The sequence below is a fragment of the Kitasatospora sp. NPDC018619 genome (genome assembly GCF_044391605.1).
Taxonomy (GTDB): domain Bacteria; phylum Actinomycetota; class Actinomycetes; order Streptomycetales; family Streptomycetaceae; genus Kitasatospora.
Map to the genome: position 1 here is coordinate 336105 of NZ_JBISAI010000004.1, position 19129 is coordinate 355233.

Annotated in this window: 20 protein-coding genes; 13 read left to right on the plus strand and 7 right to left on the minus strand. The window is 75.3% G+C overall.

Annotated elements, in window-relative coordinates:
- The first annotated feature begins 159 nt into the window (after positions 1-159).
- From ACH5AR_RS08700 to ACH5AR_RS08715, 4 genes are all read left to right on the plus strand, one after another.
- A complete protein-coding gene (locus ACH5AR_RS08700) occupies positions 160-792 on the plus strand; it encodes an ATP-binding protein (protein ID WP_396300630.1) in 633 nt (210 codons plus the stop codon).
- 62 nt (positions 793-854) lie between these two features.
- Positions 855-1085 carry a hypothetical protein gene (locus ACH5AR_RS08705; protein WP_396300631.1) on the plus strand — a complete coding sequence of 77 codons (231 nt, stop codon included), beginning with the start codon at positions 855-857 and terminating at the stop codon, positions 1083-1085.
- 12 nt (positions 1086-1097) lie between these two features.
- Positions 1098-2444 carry an amidase gene (locus tag ACH5AR_RS08710; RefSeq protein ID WP_396300632.1) on the plus strand — a complete coding sequence of 449 codons (1347 nt, stop codon included), beginning with the start codon at positions 1098-1100 and terminating at the stop codon, positions 2442-2444.
- A gap of 129 nt (positions 2445-2573) precedes the next feature.
- Positions 2574-3182 carry a TIGR03086 family metal-binding protein gene (locus ACH5AR_RS08715; protein ID WP_396300633.1) on the plus strand — a complete coding sequence of 203 codons (609 nt, stop codon included), beginning with the start codon at positions 2574-2576 and terminating at the stop codon, positions 3180-3182.
- A 12-nt stretch (positions 3183-3194) separates the two neighbouring features.
- Here the strand turns inward: ACH5AR_RS08715 and ACH5AR_RS08720 are convergent, their stop codons facing one another.
- On the minus strand, positions 3195-3335 hold the full coding sequence (locus ACH5AR_RS08720) for a hypothetical protein (RefSeq protein WP_396300634.1): 141 nt from the start codon (positions 3333-3335) through the stop codon (positions 3195-3197).
- A gap of 204 nt (positions 3336-3539) precedes the next feature.
- On the opposite strand from ACH5AR_RS08720, the gene ACH5AR_RS08725 reads away from it, so the two are divergent.
- Entirely contained in the window at positions 3540-4361 is an 822-nt protein-coding gene (locus ACH5AR_RS08725) for a protein phosphatase 2C domain-containing protein (protein ID WP_396300635.1), read from the plus strand.
- Between the two features lie 87 nt (positions 4362-4448).
- Here the strand turns inward: ACH5AR_RS08725 and ACH5AR_RS08730 are convergent, their stop codons facing one another.
- Positions 4449-5408, minus strand: coding sequence for a pirin family protein (locus tag ACH5AR_RS08730; protein WP_396300636.1), 960 nt, complete (start codon positions 5406-5408; stop codon positions 4449-4451).
- Between the two features lie 123 nt (positions 5409-5531).
- Positions 5532-6035, minus strand: coding sequence for an SseB family protein (locus tag ACH5AR_RS08735; protein WP_049651062.1), 504 nt, complete (start codon positions 6033-6035; stop codon positions 5532-5534).
- 213 nt (positions 6036-6248) lie between these two features.
- On the opposite strand from ACH5AR_RS08735, the gene ACH5AR_RS08740 reads away from it, so the two are divergent.
- Together ACH5AR_RS08740 and ACH5AR_RS08745 are read left to right on the plus strand one after the other, a co-directional pair.
- Positions 6249-8078, plus strand: a complete 1830-nt coding sequence (locus ACH5AR_RS08740) for an acyl-CoA dehydrogenase (RefSeq protein ID WP_396300637.1) — start codon at positions 6249-6251, stop codon at positions 8076-8078.
- Between the two features lie 319 nt (positions 8079-8397).
- Positions 8398-9705 carry a M18 family aminopeptidase gene (locus tag ACH5AR_RS08745; RefSeq protein WP_396300638.1) on the plus strand — a complete coding sequence of 436 codons (1308 nt, stop codon included), beginning with the start codon at positions 8398-8400 and terminating at the stop codon, positions 9703-9705.
- A 72-nt stretch (positions 9706-9777) separates the two neighbouring features.
- On the opposite strand, the gene ACH5AR_RS08750 is transcribed toward ACH5AR_RS08745, so the two are convergent.
- Positions 9778-11607 carry an NHL domain-containing thioredoxin family protein gene (locus ACH5AR_RS08750; RefSeq protein WP_396300639.1) on the minus strand — a complete coding sequence of 610 codons (1830 nt, stop codon included), beginning with the start codon at positions 11605-11607 and terminating at the stop codon, positions 9778-9780.
- A gap of 75 nt (positions 11608-11682) precedes the next feature.
- Positions 11683-12219, minus strand: coding sequence for a GNAT family N-acetyltransferase (locus ACH5AR_RS08755; protein ID WP_396300640.1), 537 nt, complete (start codon positions 12217-12219; stop codon positions 11683-11685).
- A 181-nt stretch (positions 12220-12400) separates the two neighbouring features.
- Between ACH5AR_RS08755 and ACH5AR_RS08760 the strand changes: the two genes are divergently transcribed.
- The gene (locus ACH5AR_RS08760; RefSeq protein ID WP_396300641.1) at positions 12401-12823 is read left to right on the plus strand and encodes a DUF350 domain-containing protein; all 423 of its coding nucleotides are present in this window, start codon (positions 12401-12403) and stop codon (positions 12821-12823) included.
- Positions 12824-12849: 26 nt separating this feature from the next.
- Here ACH5AR_RS08760 and ACH5AR_RS08765 read toward each other — a convergent pair whose 3' ends face one another.
- The gene (locus ACH5AR_RS08765; protein WP_396300642.1) at positions 12850-13197 is read right to left on the minus strand and encodes a winged helix-turn-helix transcriptional regulator; all 348 of its coding nucleotides are present in this window, start codon (positions 13195-13197) and stop codon (positions 12850-12852) included.
- A gap of 105 nt (positions 13198-13302) precedes the next feature.
- On the opposite strand from ACH5AR_RS08765, the gene ACH5AR_RS08770 reads away from it, so the two are divergent.
- Both ACH5AR_RS08770 and ACH5AR_RS08775 read left to right on the plus strand, forming a co-directional pair.
- The gene (locus ACH5AR_RS08770; protein ID WP_396300643.1) at positions 13303-14223 is read left to right on the plus strand and encodes an NAD(P)-dependent oxidoreductase; all 921 of its coding nucleotides are present in this window, start codon (positions 13303-13305) and stop codon (positions 14221-14223) included.
- A gap of 23 nt (positions 14224-14246) precedes the next feature.
- A complete protein-coding gene (locus ACH5AR_RS08775) occupies positions 14247-14816 on the plus strand; it encodes a GNAT family N-acetyltransferase (RefSeq protein ID WP_396300644.1) in 570 nt (189 codons plus the stop codon).
- Positions 14817-14885: 69 nt separating this feature from the next.
- Here ACH5AR_RS08775 and ACH5AR_RS08780 read toward each other — a convergent pair whose 3' ends face one another.
- Positions 14886-15941, minus strand: coding sequence for an aldo/keto reductase (locus ACH5AR_RS08780; protein ID WP_396300645.1), 1056 nt, complete (start codon positions 15939-15941; stop codon positions 14886-14888).
- Between the two features lie 155 nt (positions 15942-16096).
- Here ACH5AR_RS08780 and ACH5AR_RS08785 point away from each other — a divergent pair, with 155 nt between their 5' ends.
- From ACH5AR_RS08785 to ACH5AR_RS08795, 3 genes are all read left to right on the plus strand, one after another.
- Positions 16097-17050: a hypothetical protein gene (locus tag ACH5AR_RS08785; RefSeq protein ID WP_396300646.1), complete on the plus strand. Its 954-nt coding sequence runs from the start codon at positions 16097-16099 to the stop codon at positions 17048-17050.
- A 108-nt stretch (positions 17051-17158) separates the two neighbouring features.
- The gene (locus ACH5AR_RS08790; RefSeq protein ID WP_396300647.1) at positions 17159-18136 is read left to right on the plus strand and encodes an NAD(P)/FAD-dependent oxidoreductase; all 978 of its coding nucleotides are present in this window, start codon (positions 17159-17161) and stop codon (positions 18134-18136) included.
- A gap of 45 nt (positions 18137-18181) precedes the next feature.
- Entirely contained in the window at positions 18182-19111 is a 930-nt protein-coding gene (locus ACH5AR_RS08795; protein WP_396300648.1) for a class I SAM-dependent methyltransferase, read from the plus strand.
- Positions 19112-19129 lie beyond the last annotated feature (18 nt).

Consider the following 19129-nt stretch of genomic DNA (forward strand, 5'->3'; position numbering starts at 1 on the left):
CGGCGGCGGCGTGCGAGGGGGCGTACGTGTCGCCCGGCACAGACCCCGGCCCCCGGTCCATCCGCCGAACGGGCGGTAGCGGCCCCCGGGCACGGTTCACCCGGGAATCGCCCGGAGATACCTAGTTGTATGTGGAGCCGCAGCCAGGAGGGACCTCCCGTGGACATCTGGTGGACTCTGCACCTCAAGCGCGACCCTGCCAGCGTCCCGCTGGCCCGGCGCATCCTGCTCGGTGCGATGGCGACCGCGGGCGTCGACCCGCAGATCGCGGACGACCTCGGTGTCGCCCTCACCGAGGCCTGTGCCAACGCCGTCGAGCACGGCGCCACCGGGCGGCCCGACGACGCCTTCCAGGTCACCGCGTCGATCTGCGGCGACCGGCTGCGGATCGAGGTCACGGACTCCGGCCCCGGCCTGCCCGCCCCCGCGGCGCCCGCCGTGGCCGCCCGCCGCCCGGCCGCCCCGGCCCGTCCGGCGGCCGGCCGGGCCCCCCGCCGCACCCGCCGCGGCCGTGCCACCGTCCCGGCCCGCGTCCTCACCGCCCACCGCCCCCGCCGGGAGGGCCGCCCGTACGACACCCATGTGCTGCCCGGCCGCCCCAGCGCCCCGACCCTGCGCCCGGTCGACCTGGACACCCTGCCCGACCTCACCGCCGAGTCCGGCCGGGGCCTCTTCCTCATCCACGCCCTCACCGACCACGTCCAGCTGCGCAACCACCCCCTGCGGGGGGCGATCGTGAGCTTCGACAAGATCCTCAAGTGGCGGGACGACGCGCTGCTGCGGGCGTCGTAGCGCTGCCGGGCGGTGGGGCCGCTGCGGTTGCCGGGGGCGCGCGGCGGCCGGACGATGGGGCCATGATGCACCAGATGCGGGCCGAGTACGGCCCGGACGGCGAGGCCGGCGGGGTGCGGCTGTGGCACGTGGTCCGGGGCGAGGAGAGCGTGGCGATGTGCGGCCGCGAGCTCGCCCCCGAGGCGCGGGTGCGCTCGGCGGTGGACTGGGGCAAGACCCCGGAGCTGTGCTGCCACACGTGCGGGGCGTACTTCCTGCGCGAGGCACCGTACCTGGCGGCCGAACACCAGTAGGGGCGCTCCCGGGTGAGCGGCGCCAGCGTGCCCGGCACGGAGCAACCCCTCGTCCGGCCGCGGCCGTTGACCGACGAGGCCGCCGGGCTGCGCGCCGGTGCGCCGGACCTGCCGACGTCCGTGGACCGGCTGTGCGCGCTGGTCGAGCGGGTGGACCCGCTGGTCCGGGCGTTCGTGCCGGAGCCCGGGAGGCACGAGCGGCTGCGGTCGCAGGCGCGGGCGACGGCCGCGCGCTGGCCGGATCCCGGCCGCCGGCCGCCGCTGTACGGGGTGGCGGTGGGCGTCAAGGACATCGTGCACGTGGACGGGCTGCCCACGCACGCGGGTTCGGCCCTGCCGCCCGGGGTGCTGGCCGGGCCGCAGGCCGCGGTGGTGGACCGGCTGCGGGCGGCGGGGGCGCTGGTCGCGGGCAAGACGGTGACCGCCGAGTTCGCCGCGACCGCCCCGGGCCCGACCCGCAACCCGCACCACCCGGGGCACACCCCGGGCGGTTCCAGCAGCGGTTCGGCGGCGGCGGTCGCGGCCGGGCTGGTGCCGCTGGCGGTCGGCACCCAGACCGTCGGCTCGGTGATCCGCCCGGCCGCGTACTGCGGGGTGGTGGGCTTCCGGCCGACGTACGGGCGGATCCCGGTCACGGGGGTGGTCCCGAACGCGCCGAGCCTGGACACCGTGGGGATCTTCACCGCCGACCTGGCGGGCACGGCCCTGGCGGCCCCGCTGCTCTGCGACGGCTGGCGGCCGGAGCCCGACGCGCCGGGCGCCCCGGTGCTGGGGGTGCCGGAGGGCACCTACCTGGAGCGCGCCGAACCGGCCGCGCTGCTCGCCTTCGAGGAGCAGCTGGCGCGGCTGGTGCGGGCCGGGTGCACGGTGCGCCGGGTCGAGCTGTTCCCGGACTTCGCCGAGGTCGTCCGGCAGTTGCAGCGGGTCAACCGGTTCGAGCTGGCCCGCAGCCACGCCGACTGGTTCGCCCGCTTCGGCGGGCTCTACCGGCCGGAGACGGCGGCGGGCATCCGGGCCGGCCGGGGCGTGGCGGCCGAGGACCGGGAGGCCGGCCTGCGGTTCCGGGAGCGGCTGCGCGAGCGGGTGGCCGCGGCGGGCGCGGCGGCCGGGGTGGACCTGTGGCTGGCCCCCTCGGCGACCGGCGGCGCGCCGGAGGGCCTGCACAGCACCGGGGACGCGGTGATGTCGCTGCCGTGGAGCTTCCTCGGGCGCCCGGCGCTCAGCCTGCCCGCCGGGCGCACCCGGGAGGGCCTGCCGCTGGGGCTCCAGGTGGTCGGCGCGGAGGGCGGGGACGAGCGCCTGCTGGGCCGGGCCGCGCTCCTCGAACGCGCCCTGGCGGGCGGTCGGCAGGGCGGTTAGCACCCGTACCGGCGGGCGGCGCCCGGGCGCCGCCCCCCGGTACGGGTGGGGCGGACCAGGAAGGAACGGGGACCGTCCGTCGTTGGCCAGGTGATCGGACACACCGTCGTCGGACCGGGGGGCTGCCGGATGAGGATCGTCGAACTGCACGCACGGGCCATGGAGTCGGCCGCCGGGGTGGTGGACGGGGTACGGCCGGAGCAGCTGGCGCTGCCCACCCCCTGCGCCGGGTGGACGCTGGGCAGGCTGCTGGAGCACTGCGTGGGCCAGCACCAGGGCTTCGCCGCGGCCGCCCGCGGTGCCGGGCCCGACCCGGCGCTGTTCGCGGACGCCCCGCTCGGTGCCGACCCGGCGGGCGCCTTCCGCCGCACCGGCACCGACCTCGTCGAGGCCTTCCGGGCGGCCGCCGCCGAGGGCCGGCCGCTCTGGCTGCCCGAGATCCGCGACGGCGGCCCCTTCCCGCTCGCCGCGGCGGTGGGCTTCCACCTGCTGGACACCCTGGTGCACGGCTGGGACGTCGCCGCGGCGCTCGGCACCGCGGACGGGCTGGTCGCGGCGGTGGACGGCGACGGCGAACTGTCCGCCGCGCTGCTCGCGGTGACGGAGGCCGTCCCGGACACGCCGGAGGCGCGGGCCCCCGGCCGGGCGTTCGCCCCGGGGCTCGAACCCGGCGGCGGCGCCGGCCGGTTCGCCCGGGCGCTGGCCCTGCTCGGCCGCGACCCGGCCTGGAAGGCGTGAGCTCGTAGCGGTTCAGAGGCGGGTGGCCCCGGTGCCCCGGGGCGCGGGGGCGCGCCGCTCGTCGGGGAAGCGGGGCCCGCCGATCAGGAAGAGCAGTGCGGCGGCCGGAAAGCCGAGCGAGGCGGCCAGCACCACGATGAACTGCCAGAACATCTTCCGCTCCTCGTCAGTCGCGGGCGGCCGGGGCAGCCGGAGGCGATCCCGGACCGGGCCCGTGACGACGGGCCGGACCGTCCGGTCACTGTTCCGACGGTAGGGCCGAATCACCCCGGCTGCCACCGGGCGCCGGGCCCTGGGCCGCGCCGCACCGGCGCACGGGTCTGGGCGCGGGCCGGCCGCGGCGGCCACACTGTCGGGATGCAGCTACAGCTCGCAGGGGAAGCACGGCGGCCCGACCGCGAGAGCGAGGACTTCGCGGCGGCCTCGCCGGAAGCACTGGTCCTGCTGGACGGCGCGAGCTCGCCGGCCGGCCTGGAGTCCGGGTGCCGGCACGGGACGGCCTGGTACGTCCGCCGGCTGGGCGTGCACCTGCTCGCCCGGCTCACCGACCGGGCGGACCGCTCGATCGCCGGGTGCCTGGCCGACGCCATCGCGGAGACGGCCGCGCTGCACGGCGGCCGCTGCGACCTGGCCCACCCGAACACCCCCGCCGCGATGGTCGTCGCGGCCCGGCGGCACGGCGAGGCGCTGGAGTACCTGGTGCTCGGCGACTCCCTGCTGGTGCTGGAGTTCCGGGACGGCCCGCCGAAGGTGATCGGGGACAACCAGCGCTTCCCCGGCGGCGAGGAGCTGCGCCGCCAGGTCTGGGAGACCGTCCCCGGCTCGGCCGAGCGGGCTGCGCTGCACCTGGAGTACACGCTGGCGGTGCGGGCCGCCCGCAACCGGGGCAACGGCCCGTGGATCGCGGCGGCCAGCCCGCGGGCGGCGGAGCACGCCGAGACCGGCTTCGTCCGGCTGGAGCGGCTGCGCGCGCTGGCCGCCCTCACCGACGGCGCCTCGCGCTACACCGAGCGCTTCGGGCTGGGCAGTTGGGGCGACGTGCTGCGGCTGCTCGCCGAGTCCGGGCCGGGCGAGCTGATCGCCCAGGTGCGGGCGGCGGAGCGGGCGGACGCCGACTGCGAGCGCTGGCCGCGCGGCAAGACCCACGACGACGCCTCCGCCGTCTACGCGCTGCTGTAGCGGCGGAGGCCGTGGGGGCGGAGGCGGAACGGCCCGACGGCCGCGGGCGGTACCCGCGGCCGTCGCGCCGCCCCGGCTCCGGGGCCGTCAGTGGCCGTCGGTCGGGACGGTCCCGAGGCGGCCGGCCTGGAAGTCCTCCATGGCCTGCTGGAGTTCGCGGTGGCTGTTCATCACGAACGGGCCGTACCAGGCGACGGGCTCGCGGATCGGCAGGCCGCCGAGCAGGACCACCTCGAAGTTGGTGTCCCGGGAGTCCTGCTTCTCGTCGGCGCGGATGGTGAGGGAGTCGCCGTCGCCGAAGACGACGGCCTGGCCCCGGTGGAAGGGGCGGTGCTCGGTGCCGGCCGAGCCGCTGCCGGCCAGGCCGTAGGCGAGGGCGTTGAAGTCGGCGCGCCAGGGCAGGGTGAGCTGGGCGCCGGGGCTGACCGAGGCGTGGATCATGGTGATCGGGGTGTGGGTGGTGCCGGGGCCCTGGTGGCCGTCCAACTCGCCGGCGATGACGCGCAGCAGCGCGCCGCCGTCCTCGGTGCTGAGCAGCTTGACGCTGCCGCCGCGGATGTCCTGGTACTTCGGGGCGATCATCTTGTCCGAGGCGGGCAGGTTCACCCAGAGCTGGAGGCCGTGGAAGAGGCCACCGGACCTGACCAGCGACTCCGGCGGGGTCTCGATGTGCAGCAGGCCCGAGCCGGCCGTCATCCACTGGGTGTCGCCGTCGGTGATGGTGCCGCCGCCGCCGTGCGAGTCCTGGTGGACGAACGTTCCGTCGATGATGTACGTGACGGTCTCGAAGCCGCGGTGCGGGTGCCAGGGGGTGCCCTTGGGCTCACCGGCCGCGTAGTCCACCTCGCCCATCTGGTCCATCATGATGAACGGGTCGAGGTACTTGGTGTTGATCTTGGCGAAGGCGCGGCGGACGGGGAAGCCCTCGCCTTCGAAGCCCTCGGGGGCGGTCGCCACGGTGAGGACCGGCCGGGCGCTCGTGACGGCGGGGTCCGGCGTGGTGACGCGCGGGAGAGTCAGCGGGTTGTCGACGGTCACGGCGGGCATGTCGGCCTCCTTCGGGGGGTGTCTGGCCTACGTGCACGAGGTTAGTTCAATTCTCAACAACAGGCAAGTTGAAAGTTGAACTATGTAGTGACGAAGGAGCGCGGGCTCCTCGTCCAGCATGGGTCAGCCGTACATCCGGCGCATCGTGAAGTCGACCATCTGCTCGACGGCCTTGGCGTCGAACACCATCCGGTGCTCGCCCTCCATGTCCAGCGCGAAGCCGTAGCCGGTCGGCAGCAGGTCCAGGACCTCGGCGCCGGTGACGGTGAAGTGCTTGGAGTCCTTGCCCGCGTAGCGGCGCAGTTCCTTCAGCGAGCTGAACATCGGGATCACCGGCGTCGGGGTGTTGTGCAGCGCCAGGAAGCCGGGGCGGTCGCCCCGGGGGCAGTGCACCTTCGAGGTGATGAAGATCGCCTGGAAGTCCTCGACCGCCATCGAGCCGGTCGTGAAGGCCCGGACGGCGTCCGCGAGTGAGGGCGGCGAGGGTTCGGGGTACAGGGACTGCTGGGGGGCCTGCGACTGCCCGCCGTAGGCGTCGGGTCCGGGCATGCCGTTCATGCCCTGCTGCGGTCCCGCCTGCTGCTGGTAGGGGTCGCCCGGGTATGTGTTCTGGTCATATCCGTACACACGGACAGGCTAGCGGGATCGCACCCCCTTCCGCTGGCGCCGATCCTGACAAGGAGTGGCCGCGCGGGCTGTGGGACGTGACCACGTTCATAGCGGATTCGCCGGCGGGGGCTTGCCCAAGTTACCGCTGGGTAGCATCATGATGCCTACTGGTGGGTACGGGACGCCGGAACGCGGCGGTCTCCCGGAAGCGACGAACCGGAGATAACGGCCATGGGTCACTACAAGTCCAACCTGCGGGACGTGGAGTTCAACCTCTTCGAGGTGTTCGGCCGCGAGCAGGTGTACGGCACCGGACCGTTCGCGGACATGGACGTCGAGACCGCGAAGAACATCCTCAGCGAGATCTCGCGCCTCGCCGAGAACGACCTCGCCGCGTCCTTCGCCGACGCCGACCGCAACCCGCCGGTCTTCGACCCGGAGACCAACACGGCGCCGGTCCCGGCCTCCTTCAAGAAGAGCTACCAGACCTTCATGGACGCCGAGTGGTGGCGCCTGGGCATCCCGGAGTCGATCGGTGGCCAGGTCACCCCGAACTCGCTGATCTGGGCCTTCGCCGAGCAGATCCTGGGCGCCAACCCGGCCGTCTGGATGTACTCCTCCGGCCCGGCCTTCGCCGGCGTCATCGCCGAGGAGGGCACCGAGGAGCAGCTGGAGGTCGCCAAGCGGATGACCGACCGCCTGTGGGGCTCGACCATGGTCCTCACCGAGCCCGACGCGGGCTCCGACGTGGGCGCCGGCCGCACCAAGGCCGTCCGGCAGGAGGACGGCTCCTGGCACATCGAGGGCGTGAAGCGCTTCATCACCTCGGGCGAGCACGACATGTCCGAGAACATCATCCACATGGTCCTGGCCCGCCCCGAGGGTGGCAAGCCGGGCACCAAGGGCCTGGGCCTGTTCATCGTCCCCAAGTTCGACTTCGACTGGGAGACCGGCGAGCTGGGCGAGCGCAACGGCGTCTACGCCACCAACGTCGAGCACAAGATGGGCCTCAAGGCCTCGAACACCTGCGAGATGACCTTCGGCGCCAAGCACCCGGCCAAGGGCTGGCTGCTCGGCGAGAAGGTCGACGGCATCCGCCAGATGTTCAAGATCATCGAGTTCGCCCGGATGATGGTCGGCACGAAGGCCATCGCCACCCTCTCCACCGGCTACCTGAACGCCCTGGAGTACGCCAAGGAGCGCGTGCAGGGCGCCGACATCTCGCAGTTCATGGACAAGACCGCCCCGCGCGTCACCATCACCCACCACCCGGACGTGCGCCGCTCGCTGCTGACCCAGAAGGCCTACGCCGAGGGCATGCGCGCGCTGGTGCTGTTCACCGCGTCCGTCCAGGACGACATGACGGCCGCCAAGCTGCGCGGCGAGCGCGACGAGGCCGCCGAGCGCCTCAACGACCTGCTGCTGCCGATCGTCAAGGGCTACGGCTCGGAGAAGTCCTACGAGCAGCTGGCCCAGTCGCTCCAGACCTTCGGCGGCTCCGGGTACCTCCAGGAGTACCCGATCGAGCAGTACATCCGGGACGCCAAGATCGACACCCTGTACGAGGGCACCACGGCGATCCAGGGCCAGGACTTCTTCTTCCGCAAGATCGTCAAGGACGGCGGCCAGGCGCTCACCGCGCTGTCCGAGCAGATCCAGAAGTTCCTCGCCTCCGCCGCCGGCGGCGACGCCCTGGCCGCCGAGCGCGAGCTGCTCGCCAAGGCCGCGGGCGACCTGGAGGCGATCGTCGGCAAGCTGCTGGCCGACCTCACCTCGGTCGAGCAGGACGTCCGGAACATGTACAAGGTGGGCCTGAACACCACCCGCCTGCTGATGGTCTCCGGCGACGTCGTGGTCGGCTGGCTGCTGCTGCGCCAGGCCGCGGTGGCCCTGGCCAAGCTGGAGGCCGGCGCCTCGGAGAAGGACGTCCCCTTCTACCAGGGCAAGGTCGCGGCCGCCCGCTTCTTCGCCAAGAACATCCTGCCGACCGTCGCGCCGCAGCGGCTGATCGCCGAGGGCATCGACAACGAGATCATGGAGCTGGCGGAGGAGGCCTTCTAGGCCCTCCCGCCCCATCTGCGGACCGCCTGACACACCCTCACGCCGAAGGGCCCGGCTGCCACCGGGCCCTTCGGCGTGTCCGGGGCGGCGGCGCGGTGACCACCGGGCGTGACCGCCGGGTGTCACTGCCGGGCGGTGGCCGGGCGCCGGTGCGGTCGCCGGGGGCGCAAACCCCCGGCGGGTGCGGGGCGGTTCACGGTTGTGTCCGGGTTGCGCATCGAACCGACCGTTCCGAATGCCCTGTCCGTGTACGGGCATATGCTCATGGGCGGAGCCGACCCCCCATCCGGCTTCGGCCCTCACTCGACCCGGGAGCAGTATGTCGACCGCCGCCCGCCAGGCATTTTTCGACCGGACGCACAGCGACGACCTGATCGCGTTCCTCGGCACCTCGCCGTCTCCGTACCACGCGGTGGCCAGCGCCGCCGAGCGGCTGGAGAAGGTGGGCTTCCGGCAGGTAGCCGAGACGGACGCGTGGGACGACGCGGCCGGCGGGCGCTACCTGATCCGCGGCGGCGCGCTGATCGCCTGGTACCTGCCGCAGGGAGCGGGCCCCGAGACGCCGTTCCGGATCGTCGGCACCCACACCGACTCGCCCAACCTGCGGGTCAAGCCGGTGCCGGACACCGGCTCGGAGGGCTGGCGGCAGGTCGCCGTGGAGATCTACGGCGGCGTCCCGCTGAACACCTGGCTGGACCGCGACCTCGGCCTCTCCGGCCGGCTCGCGCTCCGGGACGGCACCGCCCGGCTGGTCCAGCTGGACGAGCCGCTGCTGCGCGTGCCGCAGCTCGCCATCCACCTGGACCGCCAGGTCAACGAGGGCATGAAGCTCGACAAGCAGCGCCACCTCACCCCGATCTGGGGCCTCGGCCCGGTCGACGAGGGGTCGCTGATCTCCTACGTCGCCGGGCGGGCCGGGCTGGAGGCCGCCGACGTGGTCGGCTGGGACCTCATGACCCACGACGTCCAGCCCGCCTCCTACCTGGGCCGTGACCGCGAGCTGCTGGCCGCCCCGCGCCTGGACAACCTGCTCTCGGTGCACGCCGGCACCGCCGCGCTCGCCGCCGTGGCCGGCGCCGAGGACGCCGCCCGCCTGCCGTACATCCCGGTGCTGGCCGCCTTCGACCACGAGGAGACCGGCAGCGAGTCCGACACCGGCGCGCAGAGCCCGCTGCTCGGCACCGTGCTGGACCGCACGATCCACGCGCGCGGCGGCACCACCGAGGACCGGGCCCGGGCGCTCGCCGGCACCGTCTGCCTCTCCTCGGACATGGGCCACGCCGTCCACCCGAACTACAGCGAGCGGCACGAGCCGGGCCACCACCCGATGCCGAACGGCGGGCCCATCCTCAAGGTCAACGTCAACAACCGCTACGCGACCGACGGCATCGGCCGGGCGGTGTTCGCGGCCGCCTGCGAGAAGGCGGGCGTGCCCTGGCAGACCTTCGTCTCCAACAACGCCATGCCCTGCGGGACGACGATCGGCCCGATCACGGCGGCACGGCTGGGCATCAAGACGGTGGACTGCGGCATCGCGGCGCTCTCCATGCACTCGGCGCGCGAGCTGTGCGGCGCGGAGGACCCGTACCTGCTGGCGAGCGCGCTCAAGGCCTTCCTGGAGGGCTGAGCGCCCGGTCGGCACGCGAAGGGGCCCGGCGGGTACCGCCGGGCCCCTTCACGTCGTTCCGCCCGGTCGGGGCTACTCCATCCCGGCCAGGACCAGCGGGAGGCGGCGGGCGCCGTCGGCGGTCAGCTTCACCGGCACGCCCCAGTCCTGCTGGTGCACGTGGCAGGCCGGGTACTCGATCTCCGGGTCGTCGTCGCAGGAGGCGGCCATCGCCGAGACGTGCAGCACGCCCTCGGTGACCTCGGCGGAGAGCACCAGCTCGCGGGAGAGGTCGGTGTCGGCGCCGGCGCCGGAGACCAGCAGCTCGGGCGGGGTCGAGCTGACCAGCAGCCGGGTGGACGGGCCGTAGCGCTCGTCCAGCTTCTGGCCGCTCGGCGCCTCGAAGACCACGTCCAGCCGGAAGGCGCCCGGGGCGACCTCGGTGGCCGCGCGCCGGGTGCGGTGCGCCACCGACTCGACCCGCACCGCCTCCTCCGGCAGCCGCAGCCTGGTCAGCCGGTGCCGGGCCGACTCGACCACCACGATGTCCCCGTCCGCCAGCACCGCCCCGGAGGGCTCGCGCAGGTCGGTGGCCAGGGTGCTGACCTCGCCGCTCGCCGGGTCGTAGCGGCGCAGCGCGTGGTTGTAGGTGTCGGCGACGGCCACCGAGCCGTCCGGCAGCACGGTCACGCCCAGTGGGTGCTGGAACAGGGCCTGGCCGGCCTCGCCGTCGCGGTGGCCGAAGTCGAACAGGCCGGTGCCGACGGCGGTGTGGACGGCGTGTGTTTCACGTGAAACCCAGCGCAGCGCGGAGGTCTCGGAGTCGGCGACCCAGAGCCGCTCGCCGTCCGCCGAGACGGCGAGGCCGGACGGTTGGGCGAACCAGGCCTCGGCGGCGGGCCCGTCCACCAGGCCCTCGTTGGTGGTGCCGGCCGCGACGGCGACCGTGCCGGCCACCGGGTCGTACGACCAGAGCTGGTGCACGCCGGCCATCGCGATCCACACCCGGCCGTCGAACCAGGCGACGTCCCACGGCGAGGAGAGGTCCACCTCGCGGGCCGGGCCCCCGGTGGCCGAGCCCTGCCACCACTGGCGGCCGGTGCCGGCCAGGGTGGTCACCGAGCCGTCGGCGAGGCGCACCCCGCGCAGGGCGTGGTTGACGGTGTCGGCCACGACCACGTTGTACGCCGAGCCCTCCGGCAGCAGCGCGAGGCCCTGCGGCTCGCTGAACCGCGGGCCGGTGCCGTCCGAGCCGTCGCCGTCCACCAGGCCGCGCTGCCCGTCGCCGATCCGGCGCACCACCGTCTCGCCGTCCTCGGCCAGCTCGACCAGCGAGTGGTGGCCGGAGTCGGCGACCAGGAAGTGGCCGTTCGGCAGCCGGAGCGCCTTGCCGGGGAAGGCGAGGTCCCCGGCGGCCGGCTCCGGTGCCACGTACGGGCCGTCGCCGCGGCGCAGCGTGCCCTTCGCGGCGTGCTCGGCCTCCAGCTCCTCGACCAGCCGGGCGAGCGCGTGGGCGTGGCCCTCGCCGGCGTGCTGGGCCACCACGTAGCCCTCCGGGTCGATCACCACCAGCGTCGGCCAGGCCCGGACGGCGTACTGCTTCCAGGTGGCCAGCGCCGGGTCGTCCAGCACCGGGTGGTGCACCTCGTAGCGGGCGACGGCGTCCACGACGGCCTGGTGGTCGGCCTCGTGCACGAACTTCGGCGAGTGCACCCCGACGATCACCACGGTGTCGCGGTGCTTCTCCTCCAACTCGCGCAGCTCGTCCAGGACGTGCAGGCAGTTGATGCAGCAGAAGGTCCAGAAGTCCAGGATGGTGATCTTGCCCCGGAAGTCGGCGAGCGTGAGCTCCTTGCCGCCGGTGTTCAGCCAACCGCCTGCCCCGACCAGCTCGGGGGCGCGTACACGTGCACGAGATGCCATAACCCCATCAAACCGCACGCCGGGGGCCCGCATTCCGGGCGGGCTGCTGCGGGCCTCCGGGCGGCAGGCCGACCGTCAGGCCGAGGGGGCGGGGAGGAGGCCGGGCCGGGTGAGGGCTGCCTCCCAGCGGGTCTCGCCGTCCCGGGTGCGGGGGGTGGGGCGCAGGCCGAGGTCGCGGGCGATCCCGGCGGAGGCGTGGTGGTCGGGGTGGACGTGGGCGACGACGGTGGTGACGCCGGCGCCGGCCAGGTGGGTGAGCAGGGTGCGGGCGGCCTCGCGGGCCAGGCCGCGGCGCTGCCACGGGGTGCCGACCACCCAGGCGAGTTCGGCATCGTCGGGGCGGACGGTGGCCTGTACGTAGCCGACGAGGGCGCCGTCGGCGCGCAGCCGCAGCACCCAGTTGCCCCAGGCCTCGGCCGGGTCGGGGGAGCCGGCGGAGAGCCGGGCGCAGCGGGCGCGCTGCTCCTCGACGGTGGCGGGGCGGCCGCCGGTGAAGGCGTGCAGGGCCGGGTCGGCGAGCGCGGCCGCCAGCTCCTCGGCGTGGCCGGGGGCGATCGGCAGCAGGTCGAGGCGCTCGCTGCGCAGCTCGGTGGTGGTGAGCGCGGTGTGCATGGCGGTATTGAAGCGGACCCGGGGGGCGCCGCGGCAGGGGGGTGCGGGCCGGGGCTCCCCGGGGGCCGCGTTCCCGGTTTCCGCGTAGCGGTCCGCCGCCCGGCCGCCGTGGGGTATCTTTGCCAACCCTTGACCGAGCCGGTCGGGGAACGGTGTGAGCGGACCGGGGGCTGGAACCACGATGAACGACATCCTGCACGGGCTCGGCGCGGCGGCGGCCTACGGCGCCCTCGGCGTGGTGCTGCTGCTCCTCGGCATCGGCCTGGTCGACGTGCTGACGCCCGGCAGGCTCGGCCACCAGATCTGGGTCGAGCGCAACCGCAACGCCGCCGTGCTGCTCAGCTCCGCCCTGCTCGGCATCGGCGGGATCGTCTTCACCGCGATCATGTACACCTACGAGGACTTCGGCAAGGGCCTGCTCTCGACGGCCTGTTACGGGCTGCTCGGACTGCTGCTGATGGCCGTCGCGTTCTGGCTGGTGGACCTGCTGACGCCGGGCAGGCTCGGCGAGATCCTGGTCGAGCCGGAGCCGCACCCGGCGGTCTGGGTGTCCGCGAGCTGCAACATCGCGGTGGCGGCGGTGGTGTCGGCCGCGATCGCGTAGCGCCGGGGCGGCCCCGGCAGCGCGCGCTACACCGGGTGCGGCGCTCCGCCCAGGAGGTGCTCCCGGCCCCAGTCGCCCAGCGGCCCCAGCGCCGTGTTGAGGCGGCGCCCCGCCTCCGTCAGCGCGTACTCGACCCGCGGCGGCACCTCCTCGTAGGCCTCCCGGTGGACGATGCCGTGGGCCTCCATCTCGCGCAGGTGCGCGGCCAGCACCTTCTCGGTGATGCCCGGCAGCAGCCGGCGCAGCTCGCCGAAGCGGCACTGCGGGCGCTCGCCCAGGGCCCAGAGGATCGACACCTTCCACTTGCCGCCGATCACGTCCATCGCGGCGTCCGTCCCGCAGATGTACGCCCCCGGCCTCGACACGGTCGCCATGCCCGCCCCTCCCACCCCTCCGACCTGGATGCTCACCCCAGGGTAACCACCCACTCCGAAGTGCGTACTTGATCGCCCACGGGCCCGGCGCGGAGGCTGACTGCCATGGCAACCAACCCCGTTGAGAACCCGTCCGCGTCCGCCCCGTCCACTTCGTCCACTCCGTCCACCCCGCTCACCCTGCTCGGCCTCGGCGCGATGGGCACCGCGCTGGCCGGGGCCTGGCTCGCGGCCGGGCACCCGCTGACCGTCTGGAACCGCACCGCCGCCCGTGCCGAGGGCCTCGCCGCCCGCGGCGCCGCCGTCGCCGCGACCGCCGCGCAGGCCGTCGCGGCGAACCGGCTGGTCGTCGTCTGCCTGCTCGACGACGCCTCCGTGACGGCGGCCCTGGACGGTGTCGACCTGGCCGGCAAGGACCTGGTCAACCTGGTCACCAGCACCCCCGGGCAGGCCCGCGCCCGCACCGCCTGGGCCGAGGAGCGCGGCGCCCGCTACCTGGACGGCGGGATCATGGCCGTCCCGCCGATGGTCGGCGTCCCGGAGGCCGGGGCGTACGTGTTCTACAGCGGCTCCGCCGAACTCTTCGCGGAGCACGGGAGCGTCCTCGCCGTCCCGGCCGGCACCCGGTACGTGGGCGCGGACGCCGGCTTCGCGGCGCTGCACGACGTGGCGCTGCTCAGCGGGATGTACGGGATGTTCGCCGGGATCGCGCACGCCTTCGCGCTGGTCCGCGGCGAGGCCGTTTCGCCGGGCGAGCTGGCGCCGCTGCTGGGCGGCTGGCTGGCCGCGATGTCCGGCTCGGTGGCCCGGACGGCGGAGCAGCTGGAGAGCGGCGACTACGCCCGGGACGTGGTGTCCAACCTGGCGATGCAGGTGGCCGGCCAGGAGACGCTGCTGCGCACCGCCGAGGAGCAGCGGGTGAGCCCCGAACTCCTGCGGCCGTACTTCCGTCTGATGGAGCGGCGGCTGGCGCTCGGCGGCGGCGAGGAGGACCTGACCGGGGTCGTCGACCTGCTGCGACGGTGAGGTGCGGCCGGTAACGTACCGGCATGGCAGACCTCGAAGAACGCGCCACCGTCGTCGCGTCCGACTCTCGGCAGGCCGGGGCGGGGGTGGTGGTCCGACCGCGCCGCGCCGACGACCTCGCCGACTGCGTCCGGGTGCTGGGCGACGTCCACGCGGCCGACGGCTACCCCGCCGACTGGCCCGACCGCCCCGCCGCCTGGCTGACCCCGGACGGCCTGCTCGCCGCCTGGATCGCCGAGACGGACGGCCGGCTCGCCGGGCACGTCGGCCTCGCCCGCAGCGCCCCGGGCGACCTCGCCCCGGGGCTGTGGGGCCACCGCACCGGCGGCCGCCCGGAGCTCACCAGCGTGATCGGCCGGCTCTACGTCGCCCCGTGGGCGCGCGGCCGCCTCATCGGCGCACGGCTGCTGGCCTGCGCCGTGGCGCACGCGCGGGCGCTCGGCCTGCACCCCGTACTGGACGTGCTGGCCACCGACAGGGCCGCGCTGGCGCTCTACCGCCGCCTCGGTTGGACCCACCTCGGCAGCGGCGACCAGCGGTGGGCCTCCGGACGCACCGTCACCGTCCACTGCTTCGCGGCCCCGAGGGGGTGAGGCCCCGGCCGCGCCCGCCGGACCGGCCGGTTCCGCCGGGCGGGTCGGCCCGTCCGGGCCCGTCCGGGCTCAGGCCGCCGAGCGGTCCGGGAGGGGGCGGCGGCGCAGGGCCGGGGTGGTGAGGGCCGGCGGCTGCCAGGCGCCGTCGGCGCGGTAGAGGTCGGTGCCGGGCGGCACGACGGCGTCGATCCGGTCGAGGACGTCGTCGTCCAGGACCAGGTCGGCGGCCGTGAGCGAGGACTCCAGCTGGGCCATGGTGCGCGGGCCGATGATCACCGAGGTGACGGCCGGGTGCGCCAGCGGGAAGGCGGTGGCCAGCTCCGGGAGGGTCCGGCCGAGCTCCTCGGCGAGCGCGGTGAGCGCCTCGACCGCCTCCAGCTTGGCGTCTGTGGTGGGCAGTTCGGGATCGAAGCGGGCCGGGTTGAGGGCGGCCCGCCCGCGGCCGAGGTCGATCGGGCGGCCCTTGCGGTAGCGGCCGGTCAGGAAGCCGCCGGCCAGCGGGCCCCAAGTCAGCGCGCCCATGCCGAGCCGCTGGACGACCGGCAGCACGTCGCGCTCCACGCCCCGGGCGAGCAGCGAGTACGGCGGCTGCTCGGTGCGGAAGCGCGGCAGCGCGCGGCGCTCGGCGACGTGGTGGGCGTCGACGATCTGCTCGGCGGGGAAGGTCGAGCAGCCGAAGGCCAGGATCTTGCCGGCCCGGACGAGGTCGCCGAGGACGGCGAGGGTCTCCTCGATGTCCGTGGTGTGGTCCGGCCGGTGCACCTGGTAGAGGTCGATCCGGTCGGTGCGCAGCCGGCGCAGGCTCTCCTCGACCTCGCGGACGATCCAGCGCCGCGCGTTGCCGCCCCGGTTGCGGCCCTCGCCCATCGGGAAGTGGACCTTGGTGGCGAGCACGATGTCGTCCCGGTCGCCGCGGGCGGCCAGCGCCTTGCCGACGATCTCCTCGGACTCGCCGGCCGAGTAGATGTCCGCGGTGTCGATGACGTTGACGCCCCGCTCGACCGCGGCGTCGATGATCCGGGCGCATTCGTCGTGGTCGGGGTTGCCGATGGAGCCGAACATCATCGTGCCGAGGCAGTAGGTGCTCACCTCGATGCCGGTGCCGCCGAGGACGCGGTAGCGCATGGTGCTGCTCCCCCTGGTGGTGGGTCAGTGGTGCTCCTGAGACTAGGAGTTGGAGTGCGCTCCAACGCAAGGGGTGCCGGTGTCCCCCGGGCGGGGGAGCCGGATCACCGTGCCGGGGGAGGAGTGCGGCGGGCGGTGCGGGCGAGCCTGGCGGCATGGTGGCGATCGGGTGGGCGGTGACCGGCTGGGGCCTCGGCTTCGCCGGGTTCGGGCTGGGGTGCGCGCTGGGCGGGACGGAGCTGTTCGGCGCGGGGTGGCCGGGCTGGGTGGTGGCCGGGGCGGGGCTGGTGGCGGCGGGCGCCGGTGCGGCGGCGGCGCGCGGCAGGCCGGTGCGCCGGCTGCTGTGGCTGCTGTGCGGGTCGGCCGCGGCGGCGGCCTGGGGCCTCCTGATGGACCTGGTGACGCTGCTGTTCGGGCAGCGGGTGGACGCCGTCCCCGACACGGTCGAGCGCGTCCTGGCGGCGCTGGGGGCGGTGCTGCTGGCCGGCGCCGCCCGGCGCCCGCGGCCCGGCGCCGCCGCGGCCGTCGTCGGCCCGGGCGGCCCGGCCGGACGCGTCGCGCCCGCACCCACGGCCGCGTCGCCGCCGGCCCAGCTCGCCGCCTGGGCGGGCACCCTGGCCTTCGCGCCGTACGTGCTGATGAAGCTGGTCTGGGCGCTCGGCGGCAGCTTCGCCGGGATCAGCGGCGAGCGGATGTACGCGAGCTACGTGCGCAACGGCTCCTCCGGGCTCTGGCTCGCCCTGGAGCGCCGGGGGCTCGACGGCACGATGCTGCTGGCGCTGCTCGGGGTGTTCCTGCTCTGGGGCCTGGTCCGCCCGTGGGGGCAGGTCTTCCCGCGCTGGACGCCGGTGCTGCGCGGCCGCCGGGTGCCGCGCTGGCTGCCGCTCGCCCCGGGCCTGCTGGGTGCGGCCACCCTGGCCCCGTACGGGCTGTTCGGGGTCGGCTACCTGGGGCTGTGCGCGGCCGGGGTGACGCGGATCAGGCTGGGCGACTTCCCCAGCGAGCAGAGTGCGCTGGAGGTCGCCTGGATCGGGATGGGAGGGTTCGCCGGGTACGGGGTCGCGCTGGTGGTGGCGGCCCGGTCGTACTGGCGGCGGACGGGGGCGTGACTCGGCCGGGGGCGTGTCTCGGCCGGGGACCGCCGGTGTTTGCTGAGTCGGCAACAAAGCTTGCCGTTCTGCTCGGCCGGTCGCAGCCTGGCGGTGGAGGTGAGCGCCATGGGCGAGACGACACGGACGGCCGGGGACAACGAGGACGAGCGCTACGACGCGGTGGTGGTCGGCGGTGGAGCGGCGGGGCTGAACGCCGCGCTGGTCCTGGGCCGGGCGCGGCGCAGGGTCGCCGTGGTGGACGCCGGCGAGCCGCGCAACGCGCCCGCCGCCCACATGTACGGCTACCTGAGCCGCGACGGGATGCCCCCGGCCGCGCTGCTGGCGGTCGGCCGGGAGGAGGTCGCCCGGTACGGGGTGGACCTGATCGGCGCCCGGGTCGGGCACATCGAGCCGGACGGCGGGGGCTTCGTGGTCCACCTGGCCGGCGGGCCGGCGCTGCACGCGCGCCGGGTGGTCGTCGCCACCGGGCTGCGGGACGGCCTGCCGGAGCTGCCGGGCCTGGTCGAGCGGTGGGGCCGCGACGTGCTGCACTGCCCGTACTGCCACGGCTGGGAGGTCCGCGACCGCCCGCTCGGGGTGCTCGGCACCGGCCCGGGCGCGGTGAACCAGGCGCTGCTGCTGCGGCAGTGGTCGGCGGACGTGGTGCTGCTCGCGCACACCCTCGAACCGACCGACGCCGAGCGGGAACGGCTGGCCGCCCGGGGCGTGCGGGTGGTCGGGGGCCGGATCGTCCGGCTGGTGTCCGAGGACGGGCGGCTGCGCGGCGTCGAGCTCGCGAACGGGCAGGTGGTGCCGCGCGAGGCGGTGTTCGTCGCCCCCCGGCCGGTGCCCCGGGACGCGCTGCTCTTCGGCCTCGGCTGCGCCCGGGACGCCGAGGGCTGGGTCACCACCGACCGGACCGGCCGCACCAGCGTCCCCGGCGTCTGGGCGGTCGGCAACGTCGCCGACCCGCGCGCCCAGGTGGTCGTCGCCGCCGGTGCGGGGGCGGCGGCCGCCATCGCGCTCGACCACGACCTCCTGGCCGAGGAGGTCGAGCGGGCGGTCGGGCGGCACCGCGCGTCCGGCGCCGTCCTGTCCGGCTGAACCGTGAAGCTTTCGTCAACCCGCACCCACGATCGGAGAATCCGGATGTCAGAGCAGCAGCACCAGCACCAGCACCACGGCCAGGGGCACTCGCACGCCCACGCCCACTCGCACGGCCACGCCCCCGCCGCCGACCTCGACTGGGACGCGCTCGCCGCGCACCTGGAGCTGGAGGCCGAGCTGCGGGCCGGCGCCGTCACCGAGGCCGGCCGGTGGCTGCTCGGCCTGCACGGGCAGGGCGGTGCGGGCGGGCAGGGCGCGGTCCGCCGGGTCCTGGACGTCGGCAGCGGGCCGGGGGTGATCGCCGGGCTGCTGGCGGAGGTGTTCCCGGCGGCCGAGGTGGTGGCCGTCGACCAGTCGGCCGCCCTGCTGGAGCGCGCCCGGACCCGCTCCGGGGGCCGGCTCGGAACCCGTCGGGCCGACCTGCCCGCCCAGTTCGACGAGCTCGGCGAGGCCGACCTGATCTGGTCCGGCAACGCCATCCACCACCTGGGCGACCAGCAGGCCGCGCTCACCGCGCTCGCCGGACTGCTGCGCCCCGGCGGTCTGCTCGCCGTCGCCGAGAGCGGCCTGCCGGCCCGCTACCTGCCACGCGACTTCGGCCTCGGCCGCCCCGGCTTCCAGGCCAGGACGGACGCCGCCCACGAGGACGCCTTCAGCGCCATGCGCGCCGAACTGCCCGACTCCACGGCGCAGATCGAGGACTGGCCGGCCATGCTCGAGCGGGCCGGGCTGACCCCGGCCGGCACCCGCACCTTCCTGGTCGACCACCCCGCCCCGCTGGCCGACCCGGTCCGCGGCTACCTGCACACCCGGCTGGCCCGGCAGCGCGACCAGCTCGCCGAGCAGCTCGACGCGCAGGACCGGGCCACCCTGGACGCCCTGCTCGACGAGGACGCCCCGACCGGCATCCTGCGCCGCCCGGACGCCTTCTACCTCTCCGCGATGACCGTCCACACCGCCCGCCGGGACTGACCAGGCGCCGCCCGGGGC